The 22,449-nt window shown below is 71.5% G+C and carries 17 protein-coding genes, 1 tRNA gene and 2 pseudogenes; 9 read left to right on the top strand and 11 right to left on the bottom strand.

The genetic code is table 11. The annotated features are described in order from the left end of the window. Positions 1-74 precede the first annotated feature (74 nt). Entirely contained in the window at positions 75-1,487 is a 1,413-nt protein-coding gene (locus PV963_RS39225; RefSeq protein WP_274821197.1) for a polysaccharide biosynthesis tyrosine autokinase, read from the top strand. Positions 1,488-1,505: 18 nt separating this feature from the next. Beyond that, positions 1,506-2,879, top strand: a complete 1,374-nt coding sequence (locus PV963_RS39220; RefSeq protein WP_274821196.1) for an O-antigen ligase family protein — start codon at positions 1,506-1,508, stop codon at positions 2,877-2,879. A gap of 187 nt (positions 2,880-3,066) precedes the next feature. On the opposite strand, the gene PV963_RS39215 is transcribed toward PV963_RS39220, so the two are convergent. From PV963_RS39215 to PV963_RS39195, 5 genes are read right to left on the bottom strand one after another with little or no spacing between them, the layout of a single operon-like run. After that, positions 3,067-4,068, bottom strand: coding sequence for a glycosyltransferase family 2 protein (locus PV963_RS39215; RefSeq protein ID WP_274821195.1), 1,002 nt, complete (start codon positions 4,066-4,068; stop codon positions 3,067-3,069). Further along, positions 4,065-5,285: a glycosyltransferase gene (locus PV963_RS39210; protein WP_274821194.1), complete on the bottom strand. Its 1,221-nt coding sequence runs from the start codon at positions 5,283-5,285 to the stop codon at positions 4,065-4,067. Before PV963_RS39210 ends, PV963_RS39215 begins: the two co-directional genes overlap by 4 nt. Before the next feature lie 13 nt (positions 5,286-5,298). Then, positions 5,299-6,894 carry a lipopolysaccharide biosynthesis protein gene (locus PV963_RS39205; protein WP_274821193.1) on the bottom strand — a complete coding sequence of 532 codons (1,596 nt, stop codon included), beginning with the start codon at positions 6,892-6,894 and terminating at the stop codon, positions 5,299-5,301. A gap of 9 nt (positions 6,895-6,903) precedes the next feature. Next, a complete protein-coding gene (locus tag PV963_RS39200) occupies positions 6,904-7,929 on the bottom strand; it encodes an LCP family protein (protein ID WP_274821192.1) in 1,026 nt (341 codons plus the stop codon). After that, a complete protein-coding gene (locus PV963_RS39195) occupies positions 7,929-10,667 on the bottom strand; it encodes a DegT/DnrJ/EryC1/StrS family aminotransferase (protein ID WP_274821191.1) in 2,739 nt (912 codons plus the stop codon). The genes PV963_RS39200 and PV963_RS39195 overlap by 1 nt, the downstream gene beginning before the upstream one ends. A 181-nt stretch (positions 10,668-10,848) precedes the next feature. Here PV963_RS39195 and PV963_RS39190 point away from each other — a divergent pair, with 181 nt between their 5' ends. Beyond that, the gene (locus PV963_RS39190) at positions 10,849-11,631 is read left to right on the top strand and encodes a TetR/AcrR family transcriptional regulator (RefSeq protein WP_274821190.1); all 783 of its coding nucleotides are present in this window, start codon (positions 10,849-10,851) and stop codon (positions 11,629-11,631) included. Here the strand turns inward: PV963_RS39190 and PV963_RS39185 are convergent. The 3 genes from PV963_RS39185 to PV963_RS39175 all read right to left on the bottom strand — a co-directional run bounded on the left by PV963_RS39185 (position 11,603) and on the right by PV963_RS39175 (position 14,206). Further along, positions 11,603-12,412, bottom strand: coding sequence for a DUF427 domain-containing protein (locus PV963_RS39185; RefSeq protein ID WP_274821189.1), 810 nt, complete (start codon positions 12,410-12,412; stop codon positions 11,603-11,605). The two genes, PV963_RS39190 and PV963_RS39185, sit on opposite strands and share 29 nt — an antisense overlap. A 59-nt stretch (positions 12,413-12,471) precedes the next feature. After that, on the bottom strand, positions 12,472-13,455 hold the full coding sequence (locus PV963_RS39180) for an aldo/keto reductase (protein WP_274821188.1): 984 nt from the start codon (positions 13,453-13,455) through the stop codon (positions 12,472-12,474). Positions 13,456-13,543: 88 nt separating this feature from the next. Next, positions 13,544-14,206, bottom strand: a complete 663-nt coding sequence (locus tag PV963_RS39175; RefSeq protein WP_274821187.1) for an NUDIX domain-containing protein — start codon at positions 14,204-14,206, stop codon at positions 13,544-13,546. 220 nt (positions 14,207-14,426) lie between these two features. Here PV963_RS39175 and PV963_RS44160 point away from each other — a divergent pair. Next, a pseudogene (locus PV963_RS44160) lies at positions 14,427-14,618 on the top strand (NAD(P)-binding protein); the annotation flags it as partial. Positions 14,619-14,793: 175 nt separating this feature from the next. Beyond that, positions 14,794-15,618 (top strand): FAD-dependent monooxygenase, encoded by an 825-nt coding sequence (locus PV963_RS39170; RefSeq protein WP_274821186.1) that lies wholly within the window; start codon positions 14,794-14,796, stop codon positions 15,616-15,618. Positions 15,619-15,685: 67 nt separating this feature from the next. On the opposite strand, the gene PV963_RS39165 is transcribed toward PV963_RS39170, so the two are convergent. Beyond that, a tRNA-Pro gene (locus PV963_RS39165) sits at positions 15,686-15,759 on the bottom strand. Between the two features lie 101 nt (positions 15,760-15,860). Between PV963_RS39165 and PV963_RS39160 the strand changes: the two genes are divergently transcribed. The 4 genes and pseudogenes from PV963_RS39160 to PV963_RS39145 all read left to right on the top strand — a co-directional run bounded on the left by PV963_RS39160 (position 15,861) and on the right by PV963_RS39145 (position 20,261). Beyond that, positions 15,861-16,418, top strand: a complete 558-nt coding sequence (locus PV963_RS39160) for a DUF309 domain-containing protein (RefSeq protein ID WP_274821185.1) — start codon at positions 15,861-15,863, stop codon at positions 16,416-16,418. Positions 16,419-16,466: 48 nt separating this feature from the next. Continuing rightward, a complete protein-coding gene (gene cobF, locus PV963_RS39155) occupies positions 16,467-17,237 on the top strand; it encodes a precorrin-6A synthase (deacetylating) (protein ID WP_274821184.1) in 771 nt (256 codons plus the stop codon). Positions 17,238-17,318: 81 nt separating this feature from the next. After that, positions 17,319-19,394, top strand: a pseudogene (locus tag PV963_RS39150) (MDR family MFS transporter). A gap of 66 nt (positions 19,395-19,460) precedes the next feature. After that, entirely contained in the window at positions 19,461-20,261 is an 801-nt protein-coding gene (locus PV963_RS39145; protein ID WP_274821183.1) for an HAD-IIA family hydrolase, read from the top strand. A 29-nt stretch (positions 20,262-20,290) separates the two neighbouring features. Here the strand turns inward: PV963_RS39145 and PV963_RS39140 are convergent, their stop codons facing one another. Together PV963_RS39140 and PV963_RS39135 are read right to left on the bottom strand one after the other, a co-directional pair. Beyond that, the gene (locus tag PV963_RS39140) at positions 20,291-21,064 is read right to left on the bottom strand and encodes a sulfite exporter TauE/SafE family protein (RefSeq protein ID WP_274821182.1); all 774 of its coding nucleotides are present in this window, start codon (positions 21,062-21,064) and stop codon (positions 20,291-20,293) included. Positions 21,065-21,132: 68 nt separating this feature from the next. Further along, positions 21,133-22,317, bottom strand: a complete 1,185-nt coding sequence (locus PV963_RS39135) for a thiolase family protein (protein ID WP_274821181.1) — start codon at positions 22,315-22,317, stop codon at positions 21,133-21,135. Positions 22,318-22,449: the final 132 nt, after the last annotated feature.

The raw sequence follows: 22,449 nt of genomic DNA, 5'->3' as shown, positions 1-22,449 counted from the left end.
CGACGTAAACAAGAATATGACTTCATCGTACGGCAGGGTCAAGTAGCCCGCCCTCACATCGCAGAGGAGCTCCCGTGGATCTCCGCGAATACGTCGATGTGCTGCGCCGACGGTGGCGGTTCGTCGTGGTGTGCGTCCTGCTGGGACTGGTCGCGGCGGCCGCCGCGACCGCCCTGATGCCACGCACCTACACGGCGAAGGCGCAGCTCTTCATCGCCACCAACGACAACGACAGTGCCAACGCGTACGCGGGCGGCCTGTTCACCCAGCAGCGGGTCAAGTCCTACACACAGATCGCGAACAGCCCCGCAGTACTCGGCGGCGTCATCGGCAAACTCGATCTGAACACGACACCCCAGCAACTCGCGAAGAAGATCAGCGCCCAGGCCCCGCTCGACACGACCCTGGTCGACATCAAGGTCCAGGACCGGTCCGCCACGCGGGCACAGGCGATCGCCGACGAGACCGCCGCCCAGTTCACGAGGTACATCGGCAGCATCGAGAAGACCTCGGCGGACGAGCCGGCACTGGTCAAGGCCAGCGTTGTGGGCAATCCCGACGCACCGACGGCACCGGCGAGCCCGCGTCCCGCCCTGAACGCGGCGATCGGTCTGCTCGGCGGCATCGTCGTCGGCGCCACGGGCGCCGTGCTGCGCAACTCGCTCGACACCACGGTCCGCTCGGCGGGCGATGCCCGCCGCCGTCTGGACGTCGCGACGCTGGGCGCCCTTCCCAGGCCCGCCCGGCGCCGGGGGGACACCGGACACCGGAACGGCGGCGTCCGGCGCAACGAAGCGCTCAGCCAGCTGCGGACCCGCCTCCGCGTCCCGCGGGACGGCATGCCGAGCTCACTGCTCATCAGCAGCGCCGTGCACGGTGAGGGCAGGACCGACACCGCCATCGACCTGGCCGCCAACGTCGCGCGCACGGGCCGACGCGTCGTGCTCGTCGAGGGAGACCTGCGCCGGCCCCGTCTGGCCGCAACGCTCGGCCTGCGCGAGGGCCCCGGGCTGACCGACGTCGTCACCGGCGGCGCGGAACTCTCCCATGCCCTCCAGCCCTGGGAGGCCGGACAGCTGCGCGTGCTGCCGAGCGGCACTCCCCTGCCCGACCCGGCCGCACTGCTGTCGTCCCGCTACCTGAGACAACTGCTGCGCGCCCTCGAGGCGGAGGCGGATCTCGTGGTGCTGGACAGCCCGCCGGTGCTGCCCTTCGCCGACGCGGCGATCCTCGCCGGCGAGACGGAGTCGGCGCTCGTCGTGGTCCGCATCGGCAGGACCAAGTACGACCAGGTGCACCGTGCCCTCGAGAACCTGGCCTCCGCCGGCGCGCGCACCCTCGGCGCCGTCGTCACCGCCGCGCCGCCCGACAGGCGCACCGGCCCGCACCCGCGCCAAGCGCCACAGCAGCACCGTGCTCCGGAGCCCGAGGACCGGACGGCGCCCGCAGCCGACGGCGTCCGCGCCCCGGCCGGCCGCAGCCGGTAGGCACACGGGAGGCTCCCGATGACGCAACAGCAGTCCACCACGGTACTGATCATCGGGATCTTGACACTGCTGTCCCTGATTCCCTGGGCCATCGCCTTTCGCAGGGCCCGCGTCTTCCGCGACTGGGACCTCACCTCGACCCTGGTCCTGCTGATCGGAGTCCTCGCCAATCTGCCCGCCACGGCGTACGTGATCGTCAGCGGACGGGAAGAGCGCCTGGACCCCCTCGGCGACGCGGTGATCGGTTTCCCGAGCTGGGTGAACCGGATCGGCGTCGTCGCGAACGGCCTCATGCTCCTGGTCTGCGTACTGTTCATGGTGAGCCGGCTACTGTTCGCCCGCGCCCGTATCAATGCGGCACCCCTCATCGCGGCAGCGATCGTCCTGACCATGGCCGCCTCCGCCGGCCTGCACGGACAGCCTCTGTGGACGCCGAGAGAGCTCACCCTGCTGGCGGCCCTGCTCGCGGCGTCGGTCGCACGTCCCGGACGCTCTGCGTTGCTCGGCGGTGCCGCCGTCGCCATGGTGTACACCGTCCTGGGTGGCATCGAGTCGCTCATCGAGCCGTCCAGCGTCGTCCGCCCCTGCCGCAGCGACAATCCGTGCGGCGACCTCGGGATCCTCTACGCGGGTGTTTTCAGCAACGAGAACATCTTCAGCCTGCTGGTGGTGGCGAGCATCCCCTTCGTCTGGCTGGCCCTGCGCGGCGGGGTCCGCGTCCTGCTGGCGGGCTACCTCGCCTTCGTGGCCGTCGCCACCGGCAGTTTCCTGGCGAGCCTGACGGCGATCGCCGCGGTGGCCCTGCTGGTGCTGCTACGGCCGAGGCTTCCCGACCAGCCGGCCGTGGCACCGACCGCGGAGGCCGGCCCGGGCCGCCGTCTGCTGGCCGGGGCGGTCCTCGCCGGGGCGGCTGCCGTTGGCTTCGCCGTGCCCCTGCGCCCCGGGCGCTTCGGCGATCTCGGACTGCGTGCCGCCATCTGGGACCTGGCCCGGGAGGAGTGGACCCGCTCTCCGCTTCTCGGTTACGGCGGCGATGCCTGGTCCAGCAAGTACCCGGGCGGCGAGATCCCCGCGGCGACCTCGCCCTCGTTGCACAACCAGTGGATCGACGTCCTTTACGCGGGCGGAGTCGTCGGACTGCTCCTGTTCGCGGTTCTGCTGGCGTACCTGCTGTTCAGGGGCGGCACCCGGGGCTTTCCGGTCGCGGCCTGCGTCCTGCTGCCCGTGCTCATCGCCTCCGTGCTGGAGCGTCCCTGGTCCTTCGGCCTCAGTAATTCGCTGACCTTCGCGCTCGTGGTGGCCACACTCCTGCCGGTCCAGACACGGGTACGGGCCGGTGCCGACACCACCGAACGACGCCCCGCGAAGTCAAGGACGATGAGCGAGGTCTGAGCCGTGCCACTTCTCAACTCCACGGTAGGCACTGCGCGGTAGGCCCAGGCTGCCGGGCGCGCGCCCACTGGACACAGTGCCTGCGGCTCGGCCGGACGGTCTCGCAGCCGTCAGTCGTCTCCTCCGCGGCGGCCCCACACGCCGGCCCCCTTCCTCGCTACGCCGGACGGGGCTACGCCGGACGGGGCTACGCCGGACGGGCGGTTTCCGGCTCGGCGACCTGCGGTGCCGGGAGGAGTGACGGCGCAAGCGGCCCCGGCCGTCGCCCGTGCCGCAGCCAGCGCAGGAACGCCCACTGGACGGCAAGCGTGCTCCGCACGTCCACGGGTTGCCCGCGCAACGCCGCGCCCAGCAGCCGTGCGGCCGGTTCCACCGACAGCGACAGGCCGATCAGCAGCCACGCCTGGCGCTTCGGCCAGTGCCGGAGCATGTAACGGGTGCGGCTGCACAACATCAAGTAGTGCCGCCCCAGCCCCAGTTGGGCGGAGCTGATCGCCTCGGCGTGAAACACCCGTGCCTGCGCGATATGGTACGAGGGCCGGCCCAGCCTTCGCGCCCGCAGGGCGAAGTCGACTTCCTCCATGTACAGGAAATAGCCCTCGTCGAAGCCGTTCAGTTCTGTGAACAGGTGGCGGCGCACCAGGAAGAACGCGCCGATGACCTGATCGACCTGGCCGGACCGGGCCACTTCCTCCGGCCGCAGGTGATGGGGAGGGAAGAGGGCGGGCGCCAGCCGGTCGAGCCCCGTCATCCCGCCGACGCAGAGGCGGGGGCTGGGGAACCGCGAGCAGGAGATCAGCGGGCGCCCGTGCGCGTCCACCATGCGTGCGCCGAAGATCCCGAAGCGCTGTGCAGCGGGTGTCCGGAGGAACTCGCCGGTGATCCTCAGGGTGTCCGAGTACAGCTCTGTGTCCGGGTTCAGGAAGAGCAGGAAGTCGGAGCGGCAGAGCGCGGCGCCCTGGTTGCAGGCCGTAGCGAAGCCGCGGTTGTCGGGGTTGTGCACCGTCCGAAGCCGCAGTCCGGTCGCCGGAAGGTCGCGGGCGGAGCCGTCGCTCGAGGCGTTGTCGACGACCACCACCTCGCCGACCCGCAGCACCGACTGGTCGGCCCGGGCGATGGAGCGCAGGCAGTTGTGGAGATGTTCTCCGGTATTCCAGTTGACGATCACGACATCGACGAGGAGGTTCATGGCACACGACCTGACCCGCCGGAGGGCGCGTATCGCTGGTTGGACGGGCTCTCCGGCCTGGAGTACGGACGCAGTTCGTCCAGCAGCAGCCGCAGCGGCTCGAGCGTCCGGTTCCAGTCCAGCCGCCGGGCCTGTTCGTATGCCTCGTCGCTGACCGACTGCCACCGCGCCTCGTCGCTCAGGTCGCCGATGCGGGTGGCGAAGTCCTCCTCGGTATAGGGCACCGATCCGCGCAGCAGGTCGAGGTGACGCCGCCAGGCCGGGACGAGGACGGGCAGCCCGTACGCGAGGTAGTGCAGGTGCTTGGCCGAAAAGCCTTCTTCACGGATCGCGTCCCGGGTACAGGTGATCAGCCCGAACTGGTAGTCGCGCAGGACCTCGGCAGAGGCGTAGCCGCGGTAGTTGAGGCCCAGGGACGGATCCGGCGGTGGTCCGCCGTAGACGTCGATGTACGGATACAGCCGGCTCAGCCGGGACAGCAGCGGAAGGTTGATGAACTGCCCGCTCAGCGAACCGAGGTAGGCGACGCGGGGTGGACGGGCGAACCGCGCCGGCTCGGCGGACGGTGTGCAACCCCAGTTGAGCTGGAGGAAGTTGTCGCCACTGATGCCGTACTTCGCCTGCGCGTAGCGGCCGTAGGTCTCCCAGGAGAACGACAGGTACTCCATCTCCTCGAAGAAGTCCTTCTCCCAGTTTCGGAACTTCCCGTGCTGCCGCGGGGTGAGCCGGCCTTCGTTGAGCACCTCGTCGGCCCACGGATTGGGGCAGTCGTAGAGGGTGGCGGCGGACGTGTGGGCCGTCAGTACGCCCGCGTCGTAGGGCGTTTCGCAGATGACCAGGTCGAAGTCGTCCAGCGCCAGTTCGCTGCTGAGGATGCGTCGGCGCAGCCGGTGGTCCGTCATCAGCACGTGGTACGAGAGATGGCGCCGTCCGAAACCCCACCGCCGGGTGAGCATCCTGGACGCGACGTCGTTCACGTACAGCGCGAGCTTGCCGGGGCGCGCGGACCCGGGGAGCATCCGCCCGAGCGAGCCGCGGCTGGAGGAGGCCCGCGCCAGGCTCTGGGTGTCCACCAGGTGCACGTCGTGACCGTGCTCCCGCAGGAACCGCTCGATGGCCAGGGGCTTGACGCTGTTGGCGTACCCGTCGAGCTGAGCCAGGATCAGCACGCGCCGAGGCCGCCCGTCGCCCCGCCCCGGTGAGGTCGGTCCGGTCATGATGTGTCCTTCCTTACGCGGGCGTGGTCTCCGCCCGGGCGCTGGGGCCATGGATGAGTTCGCGGCCGATGAACAGCCATGCGAGGGCGAGGCCGGCGGGCACCGGGAGGCCGGCCAGCAGCAGCGGCAGCGCGCCGTGCCATCCCAGTTGCAGCACCAGCAGGTCGCCGAGGACGGCGGTGATCACCGCCAGCGCGGTCGCCGGCACCCACCGCTTCGGCAAGTGCTGTTCGCGCAGGTCGGCCAGTCGCCGGCACAGGACGACGAAGTACAGGGAGCCCGCCATGATTCCGACGGAGGTGGCCAGGACGACGCCGACGACTCCGAACGCGATGGTCAGCGGCACCGTGAGCGCGAGATTCACCGCTGTGGAGAACCAGGAGTAGCGCGTCTCGAGACCAGGGCGGCCGATGGCCCGGACGAAGCAGGTACGCATCCCGGTGCAGGCCACCTGCACGGCGTATCCGGCCAGCAGGACGGCGGCCACCGCGCCGCTGAGCGCCAGCTCGGGACCCACCCACACCTCGACCGCCAGGCCCACCGCCGCGGTCGTCACCGCACCATAGGTCAGCACGGCCGGCAGCCAGCGAAACTGCATCGCGTGGAACTCCCGTACCGCGCCAGGGAGCTGGTGCCTGGCGTAGACGTGGGTCATCCTGGTCAGGATCGGCGGGAAGGCGTACAGCGGCAGGCTGCGCAGCGCGGTTGCCGCCTGGTAGCCGACGGCGAAGATGCCCACATAGCGCACCGGCAGCAGCGCGGCGATGACCACGGCGTCGACCTCTCCGTTGAGGAAGACGGTGAATCCCGACAGCTGCATACGGGACGCGTAGCCGACGAACTCGCGGCGCTCGGCCGACCGTGGCATCAGGGGGCGCCGGATACGGATGTGCCGTGCCCCGAGCCAGAGGCCGCCGACCGTGGTGAGCAGGTACCGCCCCGCGGTGAGCAGGGCGAGCAGCGGGAGGTCGGGGCCGCTGCCGATCAGCGTCACCACGGCCACGGCGTAGACCAGACACGATCCGCCACTGACGGCTGCGAGACCGGCGAAGCGGGCGTTCGCCTGCAACAGCGCGATGGCGGAGTTGGCGGCCAGGGCCAGGGTGAGCAGCGGGCCGAGGGCCAGCAGCAGCTGCTCGGCTTCTCCCGACAGATGAGGCGGTACGTCGAGCGCGGAGACGACGACGGGGGCCAGCAGCGCGCCGAGCCCGGTGACGAGCGCGCCCAGACCGACGAAGACCGTCAGCGACCCGACGACCAGCCGGCCGGTGCCTTCCCGGTCGCCGCGGGCTCCGTGGTAGGCGTGGAAGCGCGCCAGTGAGGCGCCGACGCCGCCGTCCAGCACGGCGAGGGTGGCCAGGAAGACCAGGATCAGTGACCACACACCGAAGCGGTCGAGCCCCAGTTGGCCGATCAGGTACGGCGTCAGCGCCAGGTTGGTGAGCAACGGAGCCGCCTGCGCCAGCGCGCTGAAGCCCATGCCCGAGAAGAGACGCCGCGCCAGTGGGGCGGGCGTGGTGCCGTCCGTGTCGTCCGGTCCGCCGCGTCCTGCTCCGTCCGGCGCGGCGATCCGGCCGGTGAGTCGCAGCACATGGTCGCCGAGACGCACGGGCCGGCCTCACTTTCCGGCGCCGGGCGGATGGCCTGCCGCCATCTGCCGGGAGAGAGTGCGCAACCCGCTCCGGTCGAGGATCAGGACGTACTGGCCGTCGATCATGTCCGACCGGACGATGGGCGCGGTCGTGAAGTGGGTGTCCTCGGAGTCCAGATGGCGCAGGCCGAGCACGAGGTCGCGCAGGTCGCCGTTGGACAGCCGGTCGTCCACGCTGACCGCGTCGGTGAGTGCCTCGAGTATCCGGTTCGTCTTCAGTGGGCTGGTGATGCTGACGTCGCCGCCGATCTCACCGACGAGGCCGCGCAGGAACTGCTGCTGCCGCTTGATCCGGTCCAGCTCGCCGCCGGGCAGTCCGTGGCGCTGGCGGACATAAGAGAGCGCGTCCTCGCCGTTCATGGTGTAGGTGCCCGCCTTGAAGTGCCGCCCCTGCTCCGAGTCGTAGGAGGTCTCCTGCACTGTGATCGGCACACCACCGACCGCGTCGGTGAGGGACCGGAAACCATGCCAGTCGATGACGGCGAAGTGGTCGACCCTCGTTCCGGTGAGTCGTTCGACCGTCCGGACGAGGAGAGGCGGACCGCCCCAGGAGAACGCGGCGTTGATCTTCGCGGATCCGTGCCCGGGGACGGGCACCCAGCTGTCCCGCGGTATCGACACGGTGTACGCCGTGCGTTCGCCGGGACCGAGGTGCACCAGCATCAGTGTGTCGCTGCGCTGGGCGCCGTACCTCCACCGCGCGTCTTTGGCCTCGTTGCCGGTGGCCGGCTTCTCGGAGCGGAGGTCGACACCGGCCAACAGGAAGGTCGTTCCCTCGCCGCTCTTGGGCCGGGGACCGTCGGGGAAGGCCTTGGGTATCCGGGTGACCCGGTCCCCGTAGTGGTCCGTGGCCCACCACAGGCCGCCGGCGCCCAGCCCGAGCACGGTGAGAACGACGACCACCAGACAGGCCAGCAGGCGCTTCGCCAGCCGGTGGCGTGGCCGGGCCCGCTGCCTCGGTGCCCAGTGCGGCCACTGGGAGGGCGGGGACATCAGAAGTCGTCCGGGTAGGGATCGGCCAGGCCCGCGTGCCGCTGGTGGGCCGGCGGGGAAGCGGGGAACCCCGGGAAGAGGTCGGCGAGAGCGTGGCGGACCGCGGCGATGTCGTTGCGTTCCGCGGCGCCGTACAGGGCCGGGAGCAGCCCGGCCGGCGCGACCGGGGGACTGACGGAGGTCGCGGCGAGAATGCGTGGGTGGGAGGTGCGTGTGTGGTGCTCCTGCGCTGAGAACAGCGTCTCGTTGAGTTTCTCGCCGGGGCGCAGGCCGGTGAAGCGGATGTCCACGTCGGGCACGTGCACGGACCGGGCGTACTCGCGGACGAGGTCCACGATCCGCACGGGGGCGCTCATGTCGAGAACGAACACCTCGCCGCCCTGAGCCATGCGCGCCGCCTCGAGGACCAGGCCGGCGGCCTCCTCGACGGTCATGAAGAACCGGGTCACGTCGGGGTGCGTGACGGTCACCGGGGTGCCCGCGCCGAGTTGCTCCGCCAGAACCGAGAGCAGCGAACCGCGGCTGCCGAGCACGTTGCCGAACCGAACGGCGCAGAACACGGTGCCGGGCGGGGCGTCCTGCTGGGCGTTCTGCACGATGAGCTCGGACAGCCGCTTGGTGGCGCCGAGCACCGACACCGGGTCGGCCGCCTTGTCGGTGGAGATCAGGACGAACCGCGAGGTTCCGTTCGCCATCGCGGCCCGGACCAGGTTCTCGGTGCCCCGGACGTTCGACTTCACGCCCTCGCCGGGGTTCAGTTCGAGGAGGGGCAGGTGCTTGTGGGCGGCCGCGTGGAAGACGACCTCCGGACGCAGCTCGCGGAAGATCTGGTCGATGCGGGGGCGGTCCCTGATGTCCGATATCACCACGTCGTCGGCGTGCAGGGCATCGCCGTGGAGCTCCAGTTGGAGCCGGTGCAGGTTCGACTCGTCGTGGTCGACCAGGAACAGCCGGCTCGGGCCGAAGGCCTGCACCTGGTGGCACAGTTCGCTGCCGATCGAGCCGCCGGCTCCGGTCACCAGGACGCGCCGGCCGGCGATCGTGGAGCCCGCCTCGGAACTCACCACCTGCATCTCGGGGCGACCGATCAGCGCGTGCACATCCAGCGACCGCATGTCGCAGCCCACCACGTCGCGGCGGAGCGCGGCGATGAACGACGGCAGGTACCGCACGCGCGCCCCCGCGGCCTCCGCGGTGCTCGCCACCCGCCGGAAGCGGGCCGCGTCGAGGCCGGGAATGGCCACGACCACCGCCTCGATCCGGTGCGCGGACACGGTCGCCCCGGTGTCGTCGAGCCGGCCGAGCACGGGCAGGCCCCCGATGTCGCCGACCCGGTGCTTGGCCGGATCGTCGTCCAGGAAGCCCACGGGGTCGAGCCCGAACTGCGGGGTGCGCGCCAGGTCCCGGGCGAGCGCCTGACCGGCCTCCCCCGCGCCGACGACCAGGGTGCGCAGCCCGGCGGGCGGTGCCGTCCGCCGGGTGGGACGCCGTGGACCGAGCCGGGCCAGCTCCGCGCAGACGCGGTCGACGGCCCGGTCGGTGAGGTGCGGGTACAGGGGCAGGGACAGCAGCTGCGGGAACAGTGCGTCGGCGCCGGGCAGGCCGCCCGGCGGGGTGATCGCGGCGCGCTGGAAGTGGGGCATGTGGTGCAGCGGAATGAAGTGGACCGAGGTGCCGATACCGCACTCCGCCAGCCGTTCGATCAGTTCGTCCCGGCCGGTTCCGTACTCGGGGAGCACCCGCACCACGTAGAGGTGACGGGCGTGCCGCCCCGGGGTGGCGGGCTCCAGCGGGGCGAGTCCGGGCACGGTCCGAAGCGCCGCCTCGTATCGCGCGGCCAGGGCGTGCCGACGCCGCTGCCAGTCGTCGAAGTACCGGAGCTGAGCCCGCCCGATGGCGGCCTGTACGTCGGTCATGTTGGCCTTGAGACCGGCCTCCTCGACGGTGTAGCGCCAGCTGCCGCCGGGCAGGTCGCGCCGCCAGGCGTCGGCGGACATGCCGTGCAGCCGCGCGCGGCGGACTCGATCGGCGAGTTCCGGGTCGTCGGTGGTGAGCATGCCACCCTCGCCGATGGGCAGGTTCTTGGTGGCGTAGAAGCTGAAGCAGGTGGCCCGTGACAGGCTGCCCACGGGCCGGTCACCCACCGTCGTGCCCAGGGCGTGCGCGGCGTCCTCGATCACGTGGGTCAGCGGCAGGCGTGCGGCTTCGGCCAGTTCGGCGACCGGCGTCGGCGACCCGGCGTAGTGCAGGACCGTCATCGCCTGCGGGCAGCCGCACGCCCGGGCCGCGCGGGCCACCATGGCCGGCGTCGGCATCCCGGTGCGTGGGTCCACGTCTACGAGCACGGGCCGCAGCCCGGCGTGCAGTACCGCCTGGGCGGCGCCACAGAAGGTCACGGCCGGGACCAGGACGGTACCGCCGGCCGGCAGTCGCAGGGCTCGCAGCGCCAGTTCCAGGGCCGCCGTGCAGGAACTCACCGCCACCGCGTGGGCGGCCGAGACATACTCCGCGAACTCCTGCTCGAAGCGTTCCGTCTCCGGGCCGGTGGTCACCCATCCGGAGGCGAGCACCCGCTGCGCCGCCCTCCGGGCCTCCGGACTGATCCAGGTGAGGGCGAAGGGCACGACCCCGTCCGCAGGCTCGGGCGCGAGGACGTCGGCACGCGACGCGCCGTCGGGGGCGGGGGGCCGACCGCGCCCGACCGCTTGCTGCCCGGACCGCAGCTTGTGAACCGTCATGGGGTGCTCCCCCTGTGCTGGCTTCCGTGGGGAACGTTCCGTCGGGAACGATGACGCCGTCCGCTGTCCCTTCGAGTCCTTATCGCGTATATTTACGACGTATACGTACAGATTGCGCCCCTCCGTGCGTAGAGTCAACAGGAGAACGAACACCGCTCGGTCCGACCGCTGGAGGCAAGGCATGGCCAAGGAACAGGCCGAGGCGCGACGGAAGGACCCGGGGGACGACCCGGCGCGTCGCGCGAGCGACCGCGGCCGCTACGGCCGGCTGAGCCGGGAGCGGGTATTGGCCAGCGCCCTGGAACTGGTGGACCGGGAGGGCCTGAGCGCGCTGAGCATGCGCCGGCTGGGCGCCGAGCTCGGCGTGGAGGCGATGGCGCTCTACCGGTACGCGGCGAGCAAGGACGCACTCCTGGACGGACTGGTCGAGGCCCTCTACCTCGAACTCGAGGAGCGTCTGGCCGCCGAGCCCGATCCCGCCGCCACGGCCGAGGTGCCCGCGTGGCGCGCCCGGCTCCACCGCATCGCGCTGGCGACCTACGACGTCTGCCTGGCCCACCCCGAGGCGGTCCCGCTGCTCGCCACGCGCATGCTCGCGGTGCCGCTGGCGCGGCGGCCGGCCGCCGTCCTCAGGGACCATGAGCACGTGCTCGCCCAGCTGAAGGAGGCGGGGTTCGACGAGGCGCTCGCCTCCGCCGTGTTCCGCGCCTTCACCGCCTGGCTGCTCGGCTACGTCTCCGTGGAACTGCGGCCCATGGTGGACAACCCCGACGAGCCCGACCCCGCCTTCCGCCTCGGCCTGCACCGCCTGTCACCGCAGGAACTGCCCACACTCCGGGAGACCGCCACCGCGCTCGCCGACCGGGGCGGTCCGGAGGGTCTGGCGGCCGGACTGGACGCGCTCCTCGACCGGTTCGCGCGTAGGGAGCAGACCGTCAGGCCCGCGGACGCAGCATCCGGCTGAAGGGCGTGACGGGGCGCTCCAGTGACTCGCCGTCCACGGTGATGTCGACCGCCTCGTTGAAGAAGGCGAGCCGCCCCTTGATCGCGGCCACCTCGGGCAGCGGGTCCGGATAGCTCCAGACGATGTTGGGCGGTGCGACGGCCCCGCCACGCAGGGACCAGTACCGGGCCGTGCCCTTGTACGGGCATCCGGTGCTGTGGTCGGTTGGTTCGAACAGGCCGAGGCGGACGTCCTCGCGGGGGATGTAGTACCGGGTCGGCAGGCCGGTCTCGAACAGCAGCACCGGCCGGTGGGTGTCGGCGACGACCGTGCCGCCGATCTCGACCCGGACGTGGCGGCTGCTGGGCAGGGCGTCGACGCGTTGGTGCGGGTCACGGGGGTGGATGAAGATCTCTTCCTCCTCCTCGTACCAGTGGTCGAGGCCCCTGCCGGCGCGCCGGAACCACTCGAAGGCGATGTGGCCGGCCAGATCGTCGGCCGGGAACGTCCAGGCCGCGTTCTCCAGCAGATCGCCGTCGAACTCGAGGTCGTAGAAGATCCGCGATCCGGTGTGCCTGCCGGTGGGCGGGTTCTTCGCCGGGCGGAGGAGGTCAGTGCGGACCTCCTCGCGCGGGAACGCGTACAGCGGGACCGGCACATCGGGCTCCCAGACCAGGACCGGGTGCCGGCTGTCGACGACGGTGACGTCACCCTTGCGGCCCCGCACCCAGCGCTCGCTGGGCTCCCACAGAAGACCTTCGGGGGTCGTACGGACCGACCGCTCGGTGGGGAACAGAGGCATGGCCCACTCTCCTTCCGCTCCTCTCCGGAGCCTACTGCGCGGTCCTGCGACCAGTGCGGTCAGTGGACGGAGTCGAGCCGGGCCCGCTGCTCGGAGGTCAGCTCCAGGTCGACGGCGGCCAGGTTCTCCTCCAGCTGCGCCACGGACGACGCCCCGACCAGCGGGATGACCGGCAGCTCGCCGCCGATCTGCCAGGCCAGGACGACCTGGTTGACGGTGGCCCCCGTCTCCTCGGCGACCTCCCGCAGGACCTGCAGACGCGCCGGGGTGCCCGGGTGGTCGAAGTCGCGGGGCAGCCTGTCGGAGTGCGTGTAGGCGCCCTTCAGCAGCGGCGAGTAGGCGACCAGGGTCAGTCCGGGCTCGGCCCGCAGGTAGGCCAGCAGATCGGGCCCGGCGTGGCCGAGGCTGCCGTCGGGGAACAGGTCGTCGGGGACGTCGGTGCGGGGCCGCAGGTGGCTGTGGGCGTACTGGAGCACCTCGTAGCCGGGCAGTCCCGCCGCGGCGGCGAGGGCGCGGGCCCGCTCGACCCGCCAGGTCGCGTGGTTGCTGACGCCGAGAAGACCGACCGTGCCCTCGGCGACCAGTTCGGCGAAGCCTTCGACGGTCTCCTGGAGGGTGACCTTGTGGTCCTCGATGTGGGCGTACAACAGGTCCAGCTTCTCCACCCCGAGCCGTTCCCGGCTCCGCTCGGCCGACTCGCGGATCACCTTCGCGGACAGGCCCTCGGGGTTGTCGATGTAGCTGGTGCCCGGGGCCAGGGGGCGGGCGCCGAGCTTGGTCGCGATGACGATCTCGCCGCCGATGCCCCGGCTGCGCCGCCAGCGGCCGAGCAGCTCCTCGCTCTGCCCGCCCTGACTCCCGTCGGCCCAGAAGGCGTAGTTGTCGGACGTGTCGATGAAGGTGCCGCCGGCCTCGACGTAGCGGTCGAGCGCGGCGAAGGACGTCTTCTCGTCCGTCACCGAGCCGAACAGCATCGCGCCGAGCGCGAGCACGCTCACCTCCCGGCGGGTGTGTGGATCCGTGCCGATCGTGCGGTACTTCATGGCTGCTCCTCCCGTGCGCGCCCCGGAGTTCGGGGCACCAACGGGAGTGTTCACCTTGAAGCGCGCTTCAAGTCAAGGGCCGGAGGGGTCAGTTGGCGAACGGCCCCTCCAGCGCCGCCCACTGCAGCAGCATGATGGTCTTCGCGTCGGCGATCTCCCCGGTGCGGATCATCTCCAGGGCCCGCCGGAAGGGCAGTTCGAGGATCTCGATGTCCTCGCCCTCCTCATCCAGACCCCCACCTTCATGGGTGTGGGTCGACGGGCCGTAGGCGGCGGCGTAGAAGCTGACGCGTTCGGTGACCGAGCCGGGGCTCATGTAGACGTCGAAGACGTGCCGGACCTCGCCGATGGTGTGGCCGGTCTCCTCCACGACCTCGCGCCGCACCGCGATCTCCGGGTGCTCGTCATCGTCGTCGAGCAGGCCGCCCGGCGTCTCCACGAGCATGCCGTCGGGGTGCCCGTTGACGTACACGGGGAAGCGGAACTGACGGGTGAGCAGCACGGTTTCGCGTTCGGTGTCGTACAGCAGCATGGTGGCCCCGTTGCCGCGGTCGTGCGTCTCGCGTTCCTGGGTGCTCCAGGTGCCGTCGGCGTGCCGGAAGTCGAAGGTCGTGGTCCGCTCGACGTACCAGTGGCTGGACAGGAGCTTCACGTCCCGCACCTTGACGCGGGGGTTGCCGGTCAGGTCCCGGCCGGTCCGGTCGAGTCCGGTGCGGCCCCTGCGGTCGGGGGTGTCGATACCGGCGGTCATCGGGCACCGGCCGGGCGGGAGCAGAAGGGGGAAGTGGTCATGCCCGCTTCTACCATCCGGGTCCGCCCGGTGCCGCACGTTCCGGATCGACACGGGGGTCTGACGCGTCTGCGACTGCCCGTCACCCGGTGAGTCGGGAGACAGTGGGAGGCCGGTGTCGGGCTCCTGCGGGCAGGCCTGTGGGGCACGGCGCTCCGATTCGCCTCACGGGGGAGGACCCATGGAAACCGGCCGGAGTACCGGACACGCGCTCGTCGTCGGCGCCGGTATCGGCGGACTGGCCACCGCGCTCGCCCTCGGCCGTGCCGGGTGGCGCGTGACCGTGCTGGAGCAGGCGGCGGCCATCGGGGAGATCGGCGCGGGCATCCAGCTCAGCCCCAACGGGGTGAGCGTGCTGAGGTCCCTCGGAGTGCTGGACGAACTGCTGCCCACGACGTTCCGTCCCGAGGCCGTCGAAATGCGACTCGGCCGTTCCGGTCGGCACGTGTTCCGCATCGAACTCGCCGAGACCGCCGTACGGCGGTGGGGCGCCCCCCTATCTGCACGTCCACCGTGCGGACCTGATCGACGCCCTCCTCACCGGGACGGTGGGCAGCGGCCTGGACATCACGATCCACACCGGGGCGACGGTGAAGAGCTACGAGCAGAGCCCCGAGGAGGTCACGGCACTGCTCGACTCGGGCCGGCGCGTCAGCGGCAGCCTGCTCGTCGGCGCCGACGGCATCCACTCGGTGATCCGCAGTCAGATGCTGGGTGCCGGCGAGCCCCGGTTCACCGGCCATGTCGCCTGGCGGGTCACCGTCCCGATCGAGCGTCTGGGGCGTGACGTGCCCCCGCCCACCGCGTGCCTCTGGGTGGGCGACCGGCGTCATGCGATCACCTATCGGCTCCGGGGCGGGGCACTGGCCAATCTCGTGGCGGTCGTGGAGCGCGACGAGTGGCGGGGAGAGTCCTGGACCGAGCGCGGCACACGGCAGGACGCGCTGGCCGAGTTCGAGGGCTGGCACCCCACGGTCACCACCACCATCCGGGAGGCCGACGCCCACTACCGCTGGGCGTTGTTCGACCGCGAGCCCCTCGAGACCTGGACCGACGGACGCGTCGCGCTCCTCGGTGACGCGTGCCATCCCATGCTGCCGTACCTGGCCCAGGGCGCCACCATGGCCATCGAGGACGCACGGGTTCTCGCCCACCGGCTCGAGGGCACCGACGACGTGCGCCGGGCGCTGCTCTCCTACTCCGCGACGCGGCGACCGCGCACCGCACGCGTCCAGGCCGGATCACGCCGGAACGGGCAGCGGTTCCACCGGGGAAACAGCTTCGCCTACCTTCCCCTGTGGCTCCTCGGGAAACTGGCTCCCCGCCGGTACCACCGCCGGCTGGACTGGCTCTACGGACACCGGTTGCCGTGATCACCTTCGCCACCGGCCCACAGAAAAAGCCCCCGCAGACATCTGCCTGCGAGGGCTTTCCGCACCGTCGGGACGACAGGATTTGAACCTGCGACCCCTTGACCCCCAGTCAAGTGCGCTACCAAGCTGCGCCACGTCCCGGAGCGCTCGCGCGCGGTGAAACCGCGTGAGCGCGCGAACAGCACTCTACCCCACACCCCGGGCCGTGCCGAAAACGGGCAGAGGCGCGGGACAATCGGCGTATGGGCAGTACAGGGAGTACAGGAAGCGCGGGCAGCACGTCCGACGGCCGGCCGTTCGGGGAGCGGGACCGCGACAGTGAGGGGCGGGCGAGGAATGCCCGGCCGCGGGACGGACTCGGGCGGCCCCTGCCGTACGGCGAGGACGGTGTGCCCCGACAGCCCGAGGGCGTCGTCCGCACCCCGGAGGAGACCGTCGCCGAGGCGCAGCGGTTGCTGGACGAGGGGAAACCGTTCCACGCGCACGAGGTCTTCGAGGACGCCTGGAAGTCGGGGCCCGAGGAGGAGCGAGAGCTGTGGCGCGGACTCGCCCAGCTGGCCGTGGGGCTCACGCACGCCGCCCGGGGGAACCTCGCCGGCGGGGCGCGACTGTTGCGGCGCGGCGCCGGGGCGGCCGGGGCGTGGGTGTCGGGCTCGGGGCGGTCACGGCCGTACGGGATCGATGTCGCGGGAGTCTCCGCCTGGGCCCGGCAGCTGGCCCAGGACGTGGAGGACAGCGGCCGGGCCGTGGACGCGGGGGCGCGGGCGCCCCGGCTGCGGGGAGCGGACGCACCGCGTTGACCCGGGACGCGCCGGAACGTTGTCGGGGTGTGCGGCACACTCGTCGGCGTGCGGAAGATTCATGTCATCGGTATCGGCGCGGGCGACCCCGACCAGCTCACCCTCCAGGCGGTCCGGGCGCTGCGGAGCACGGACGTGTTCTTCGTCCTGGACAAGGGAGAGGTGAAGGCCGACCTCACCCGGCTGCGCCGGGACATGCTCGACGCGCACATACCGGACGGGACGTACCGGGTCGTCGAGGCCCGTGGCCCGGAGCGGGACCGGACCGCCGGCGGTGCGGCCTACTCCCCCGCCGTCGGGGACTGGCGCACCGCCCGCGCCGGCATCTACGAGCGGCTGATCGGCGAGGAGCTCGGCGCGGAGGAGACCGGCGCCTTCCTGGTGTGGGGCGATCCCGCGCTGTACGACAGCACGCTGGGGATCCTGGAGGAGGTGCTGGAGCGGGGCGCGGTGGTGTTCGAGTACGACGTCGTGCCGGGCGTCTCCAGCGTCTCGGCGCTCGCCGCCCGGCACCGGACGGGGCTCAACCGGGTCGCCCGGCCCGTGCAGATCACCACCGGCCGGCTTCTCGCGGAGGGCTTCCCGGAGGGCGTGGACGACGTGGTGGTGATGCTGGACGCCCAGCGGGCCTTCCGGCGGTACGTGCAGGACGATGTCGACATCTACTGGGGGGCTTACATCGGCACCCCGGACGAGATCCTCGTCTCCGGACCGATCGCCGAGGCCGCGCCCCGCATCGAGCGGTTGCGTGCCGAGGCCCGCGAGCGCAAGGGCTGGATCATGGACACGTATCTGCTGCGCCGGTGCCCCCGCGAATGACACGACTGGGGTGCACATCACCGGGCACCCGTGCGGACTTTCTGGCATGCGCACGTAGTCCACAGGTGTGAGGGTGACGTCGTGACCGTCGTGGAGGAAACCGCACTGCCCGCCTCCCAGCCCCCGGTGCTGGACACCCGTCGCCGCAACGTCGTCTTCGTGACGATCACGCTGGGGATGCTGCTCGCGGCCCTCGACCAGACCATCGTCGGCACCGCCCTGCCGACCATCGTCTCGGACCTGGGCGGGGCGGACCACATGTCGTGGGTGGTCACCTCGTACCTGCTCGCGGAGACCGTCGCGACCGTGCTGGTCGGCAAGTTCGGCGACCTGTTCGGCCGCAAGGTGGTCTTCCAGGTCTCGGCGATCGTGTTCATCACGGGCTCGTTCCTGTGCGGTCTGGCCACCAACATGTCGCTGCTGATCGCCTGGCGGGCCATGCAGGGCATCGGTGCGGGCGGGCTGATGGTCACGTCGATGGCGCTGATCGCCGATGTGATCCCGCTGCGCGAGCGTGGCAAGTACCAGGGCGCGATCGGCGCGGTGTTCGGTGTGTCCACCGTCATCGGGCCGCTGCTCGGCGGGCTGTTCACCGACCATCTGACGTGGCGGTGGGCGTTCTACGTCAACGTTCCCATCGCGATCGTCGTCGTCGCGGCGGCCGCCCGCACCATCCCGGTCGTGAAGTCGGTCTCCCGGCCGGTCATCGACTATCTGGGCATCGCGCTCGTCGCGGCCGGCGCCGGCGCGCTGACCCTGGCGACGAGTTGGGGCGGCAACGAGTACGCGTGGGGCTCGGGCGTGATCATCGCGCTGTTCGTGGGCGGTGTGGTCGCGCTCGGCCTGTTCTGCCGGGTGGAGACCCGGCGCGCGAACCGATGCTGCCCATGCGGCTGTTCGCCAACCCGGTGTTCACCGTCTGCTCGGTGCTGAGCTTCATCGTCGGCTTCGCGATGCTCGGCGCGCTGACGTACCTGCCGACGTATCTCCAGGACGTCGACGGCGACTCGGCCACGGTGTCCGGCGTGCGGACGCTGCCGATGGTGGCCGGGCTGCTCATCGCGTCGGTCTTCAGCGGCAGCGTCGTCAGCAGGACCGGGCGGTATCGGAGTGTTCCCTGTCGTCGGCCCGCTGGTGATGGGCGCCGGTCTGTTCCTGATGTCCCTCATGGGGCCGGGCACCGGCTCGGGGCTGGAGTCCCTGTACATGTTCGTCATGGGCACCGGCATCGGCCTGTGCATGCAGGTGCTGACGATCGCGGTGCAGAACACCGTCGACTACGCCGACCTGGGCACGGCGACCTCCGGAGTGACCTTCTTCCGTACACTGGGCAGTGCGTTCGGCACGGCCGTCTTCGGCACGATCTACACCAACGCGCTGGCGCCCAACCTCCGCGAGGGGGTGGCGCGGGCGGCGCAGACCGGTGGCGTGGAGCCGGACATCGTCGCCAGGGCGGCGACCAGCCCGGACGGCGTGCACGAACTGCCGCCGGCCACGGCCGCCCCGATCGTCGACGCCTACGCCGACACCCTCCAGACGGTGTTCCTGTGGACGGTGCCGGTCGCCGCACTGGGATTCCTCGTCGCCCTGTTCCTCAAGCAGGTCCGGCTGCGCGACACCGCGCGGACGGGGTCGACCGACATGGGTGAGGGTTTCGCCTCGCCGAGCGGCGCGGACTCTCAGCGGGTGCTGGAGGCCGCCGTCGGGAAGATCATCGGCGGTACGGACCTGGACACGGCGCGACGGATCATCCTTGAGTCGGACACCCGGCTCGATGTGGCGGGCGCCTGGGCGGTGATACAGGTCGAGCTGTTCACGCGGATGGTCGGCCATGCCAGTCTCGGACTCATCGCCGCGCGGCGCCGGATGCCGCCCGAGGTGCTGCTGCCGGTCTTCGAGCGGATGGTCGACGAGGGGTTCCTGACCCGCGACGGCTCCCTGCTGTCCCACACGGAGGCCGGTGCCCGCGAGGCCGCGGTCATCAGCAGGGCCTGGGCCTCCTGGCTGGAGGAGCGGCTGGGGCAGGACATCAGCCGCCCGTCGGACGGCGATCTGCGCGTCGCGGTCGACGCGATCGCCAAGCGGCTGCTGGTGGAGGACCTCAGCCACGGTCTGCCGGGCAGGCCGGCGAAGGTCATGGCGGCCAGCACGGTGTGACGGGCGGCTGCTGCCGTGCCCGGACACCGACCGGCGGACTCGGCTCACCGTGGTTATCGTCCGGGCATGGAGTCCGTACGTGCCGTGCTCGTCGACATCGACGGGGTGCTGACCGTCTCGTGGCGGCCCTTGCCGGGGGCCGTCGAGGCGTTGCGGGAGATCCGGGATGCCGGGTTCGCCGTGCTGCTGGTCACGAACACGACGTCCCGCACGCGGGCGTCGATCGCCGGGACGCTCGCGGACGCGGGGTTCCCGGTGTCCGCCGAGGACATCCTGACCGCGCCCGCCGCCACCGCCGCCCACCTCGCCGAGCACTGTCCCGGCGCCCGGTGCGCCCTGCTGAACAGCGGCGACATCGCGGAGGACCTCGACGGTGTGACCGTCGTCGACGCGGCGGACTCCGGCACCCTGCCGGATGTCGTGCTGGTGGGCGGGGCCGGCCCTGAGTTCGGCTACGCGGCGCTCGACCGGGCCTTCGGGCATCTGCAGCGCGGGGCCCGGCTGGTGGCGATGCACCGCAACCTGTACTGGCGTACGGCCGAGGGGCTGCGGCTGGACTCGGGTGCGTTCCTGGCCGGGCTGGAGCAGGCCGCCCGGGTGGAGGCCGAGATCACCGGGAAACCGGCCCGGGCGTTCTTCGAGGCGGCGCTCGCCCGGCTGGGCGCCGGCGCGGACGAGGCCGTGATGGTGGGCGACGACGTCGAGTCCGACGTGCTCGCGGCGCAGCGGGCCGGGATCACCGGGGTCCTCGTCCGGACCGGCAAGTTCCAGCCGGATGCGCTCCGGGCCGCCGACGGCACACCCGACCACGTGATCGAGTCGTTCGCGGACCTTCCGGCGCTGCTGCGGGGTTCGGCACAGTGGTAGTTGCGGGTCGGCTCGGCGGCAGTGACGCGTCAGCGCAGCAGCAGCTGCAGTCCGCCCACGACCGTCGCCGCGATGACCAGCTGTTCGAACAGCCGCTGGTTGATCTTGTTGACCGCCCACTTGCCGAACAGCGCGCCGGGCACGACGAACGCCACGAGTGCCAGGTCGAGGAGCAGGGAGCGGCCGTCGATCAGGCCGAGGCCGGCGCTGAAGGGCAGCTTGGAGACGTTGACGATCAGGAAGAAGAAGGCGGACGTGCCGAGGAAGCCGAGTTTGCGGAAGCCCGCGGACAGCAGGTACATCGACATCACCGGGCCGCCCGCGTTGGCGACCATGGTGGTGAAGCCGCCGAGGACGCCGTAGGAGCGGGCCTTGAGACGGCCCGCTCGGGTGGTGACCGACTCCGGCTCCTGCTCCGCGTCCGCCGCGCGCCTGCGCCAGACCGTCACCGCGGCCATCAGCAGCAGGATCGCGCCGATCGAGGTCCGTACGATCGCGTCGTCCGCCCACATCAGGAACACCGTGCCGACGACGACACCCGCGGCGACCGCCGGGAACAGCCGCCACAGCGTGGGCCAGTGGGCGTGCCGCCGGTAGGTGGCGACGGCGAGCAGGTCCCCGGCGATCAGGACCGGCAGCAGCACACCGGTGGAGGCGCGGGCGGGCAGCACCGCGGCGAAGATGGCGAGACTGACCGTGTTGGCCCCGCTCACGGCGGTCTTCGAGAAGCCGACGAGCAGGGCCGCGAAAGCGAGCGCGGCGAACTCCCAGCCGGTGATGTGCCAGAGCGTCATGGTGTTCATGCGAACACCGATGCTATGTGCAACGAACCGGTGCGGGTAGCGGCGTCTCGCCTGGTGGGCCCGAGTACCTACCGTTCGACGAGTACGGCACTCCCCTGCCCGACACCCACACACATCGTCGCCAGCCCCCGCCCCGCCCCCGTTCGCCGCATCCGGTGGAGCAGCGTCGTCAGGATGCGGGCGCCCGAACAGCCCAGCGGGTGGCCGAGGGCGATGGCTCCGCCGCTGGGGTTGACCAGGTCGGGGTCGATGCCGAGCTGGTCCACGCAGGCCAGGGCCTGGGCCGCGAAGGCCTCGTTGAACTCGGCCTCCTCCAGGTCGCCGATGTCCCAGCCGGCCCGGGTCAGTGCCTTGCGGGTGGCGGGGACCGGGCCGATGCCCATGACGTCGGGGTGGACGCCCGCCGAGGCTCCGGCGACGTAGCGGCCCAGGGACTCCAGGCCCAGCTCGCGCAGGGCGTCCTCGCTGACCAGGAGGAGGCCGGCGGCGCCGTCGTTCATCGGGGAGGCGTTGCCCGCGGTGACCGTGCCGCCTTCCCGGAAGACCGGCTTCAGCCGGGACAGCTTCTCGTACGAGGTGTCCTCGCGGACGCACTCGTCGGTGTCGACGACCACCCCGTCGGGGCGTTCCACGGGCAGGAGTTCGTCGTCGAAGTGGCCGTTCTTCCGGGCGAGGGCGGCGCGTTGGTGGCTGCGCAGGGCGAATTCGTCCTGGCGTTCGCGTGGGATGCCGTAGCGCGCGGCGACCTCCTCCGCCGTCTCGCCCATGGAGAGCAGGCCGTGCAGGTCGCGCATCGCGGGGTTGACCAGGCGCCAGCCGAGGCGGGTGTCCACGGTCTCGATGCGGTGCGGCAGGGCCTCGTCGGGGCGGGGCAGGACGAAGGGGGCGCGGCTCATCGACTCGGAGCCGCCCGCGATCACGATGTCGGCCTCGCCGGCGGCGATAGTGCGGGCTGCCGTGGTCACGGCCTCCAGGCCCGAGGCGCAGAGCCGGTTGACGGTGGCGCCGGGCACGGACTCGGGGAGGCCGGCCAGCAGCGCGGCCATGCGGGCGACGTTGCGGTTGTCCTCGCCGGCCTGGTTGGCGGCGCCCCAGTAGACGTCGTCGACGCGGGCCGGGTCCAGCGCGGGTACCTCGCCGACCAGGGCGCGGACGACGGTCGCGGCGAGGTCGTCGGGCCGTACCGGCGACAGGGAGCCGCGCAGCTTGCCGATGGGGGTGCGGCGGGCGGCCGCGAAGTGGACGGGACGCACGGGAGGACTCCTCACACACCGCAGATTAATTAGCACCGCTAGTTTCGAATCTTAGCCCCTCGGCCACCGCCTGAGAAGATTTCTGCGGGTCCCGCGGGTCCAGGAGGGCGTTGTCGCAGGCCAGGTCGCCGT

This window comes from Streptomyces coeruleorubidus, from assembly GCF_028885415.1.
Taxonomy (GTDB): Bacteria; Actinomycetota; Actinomycetes; order Streptomycetales; family Streptomycetaceae; genus Streptomyces; species Streptomyces coeruleorubidus_A.
This window is presented reverse-complemented; position numbering and strand designations above follow the sequence as displayed.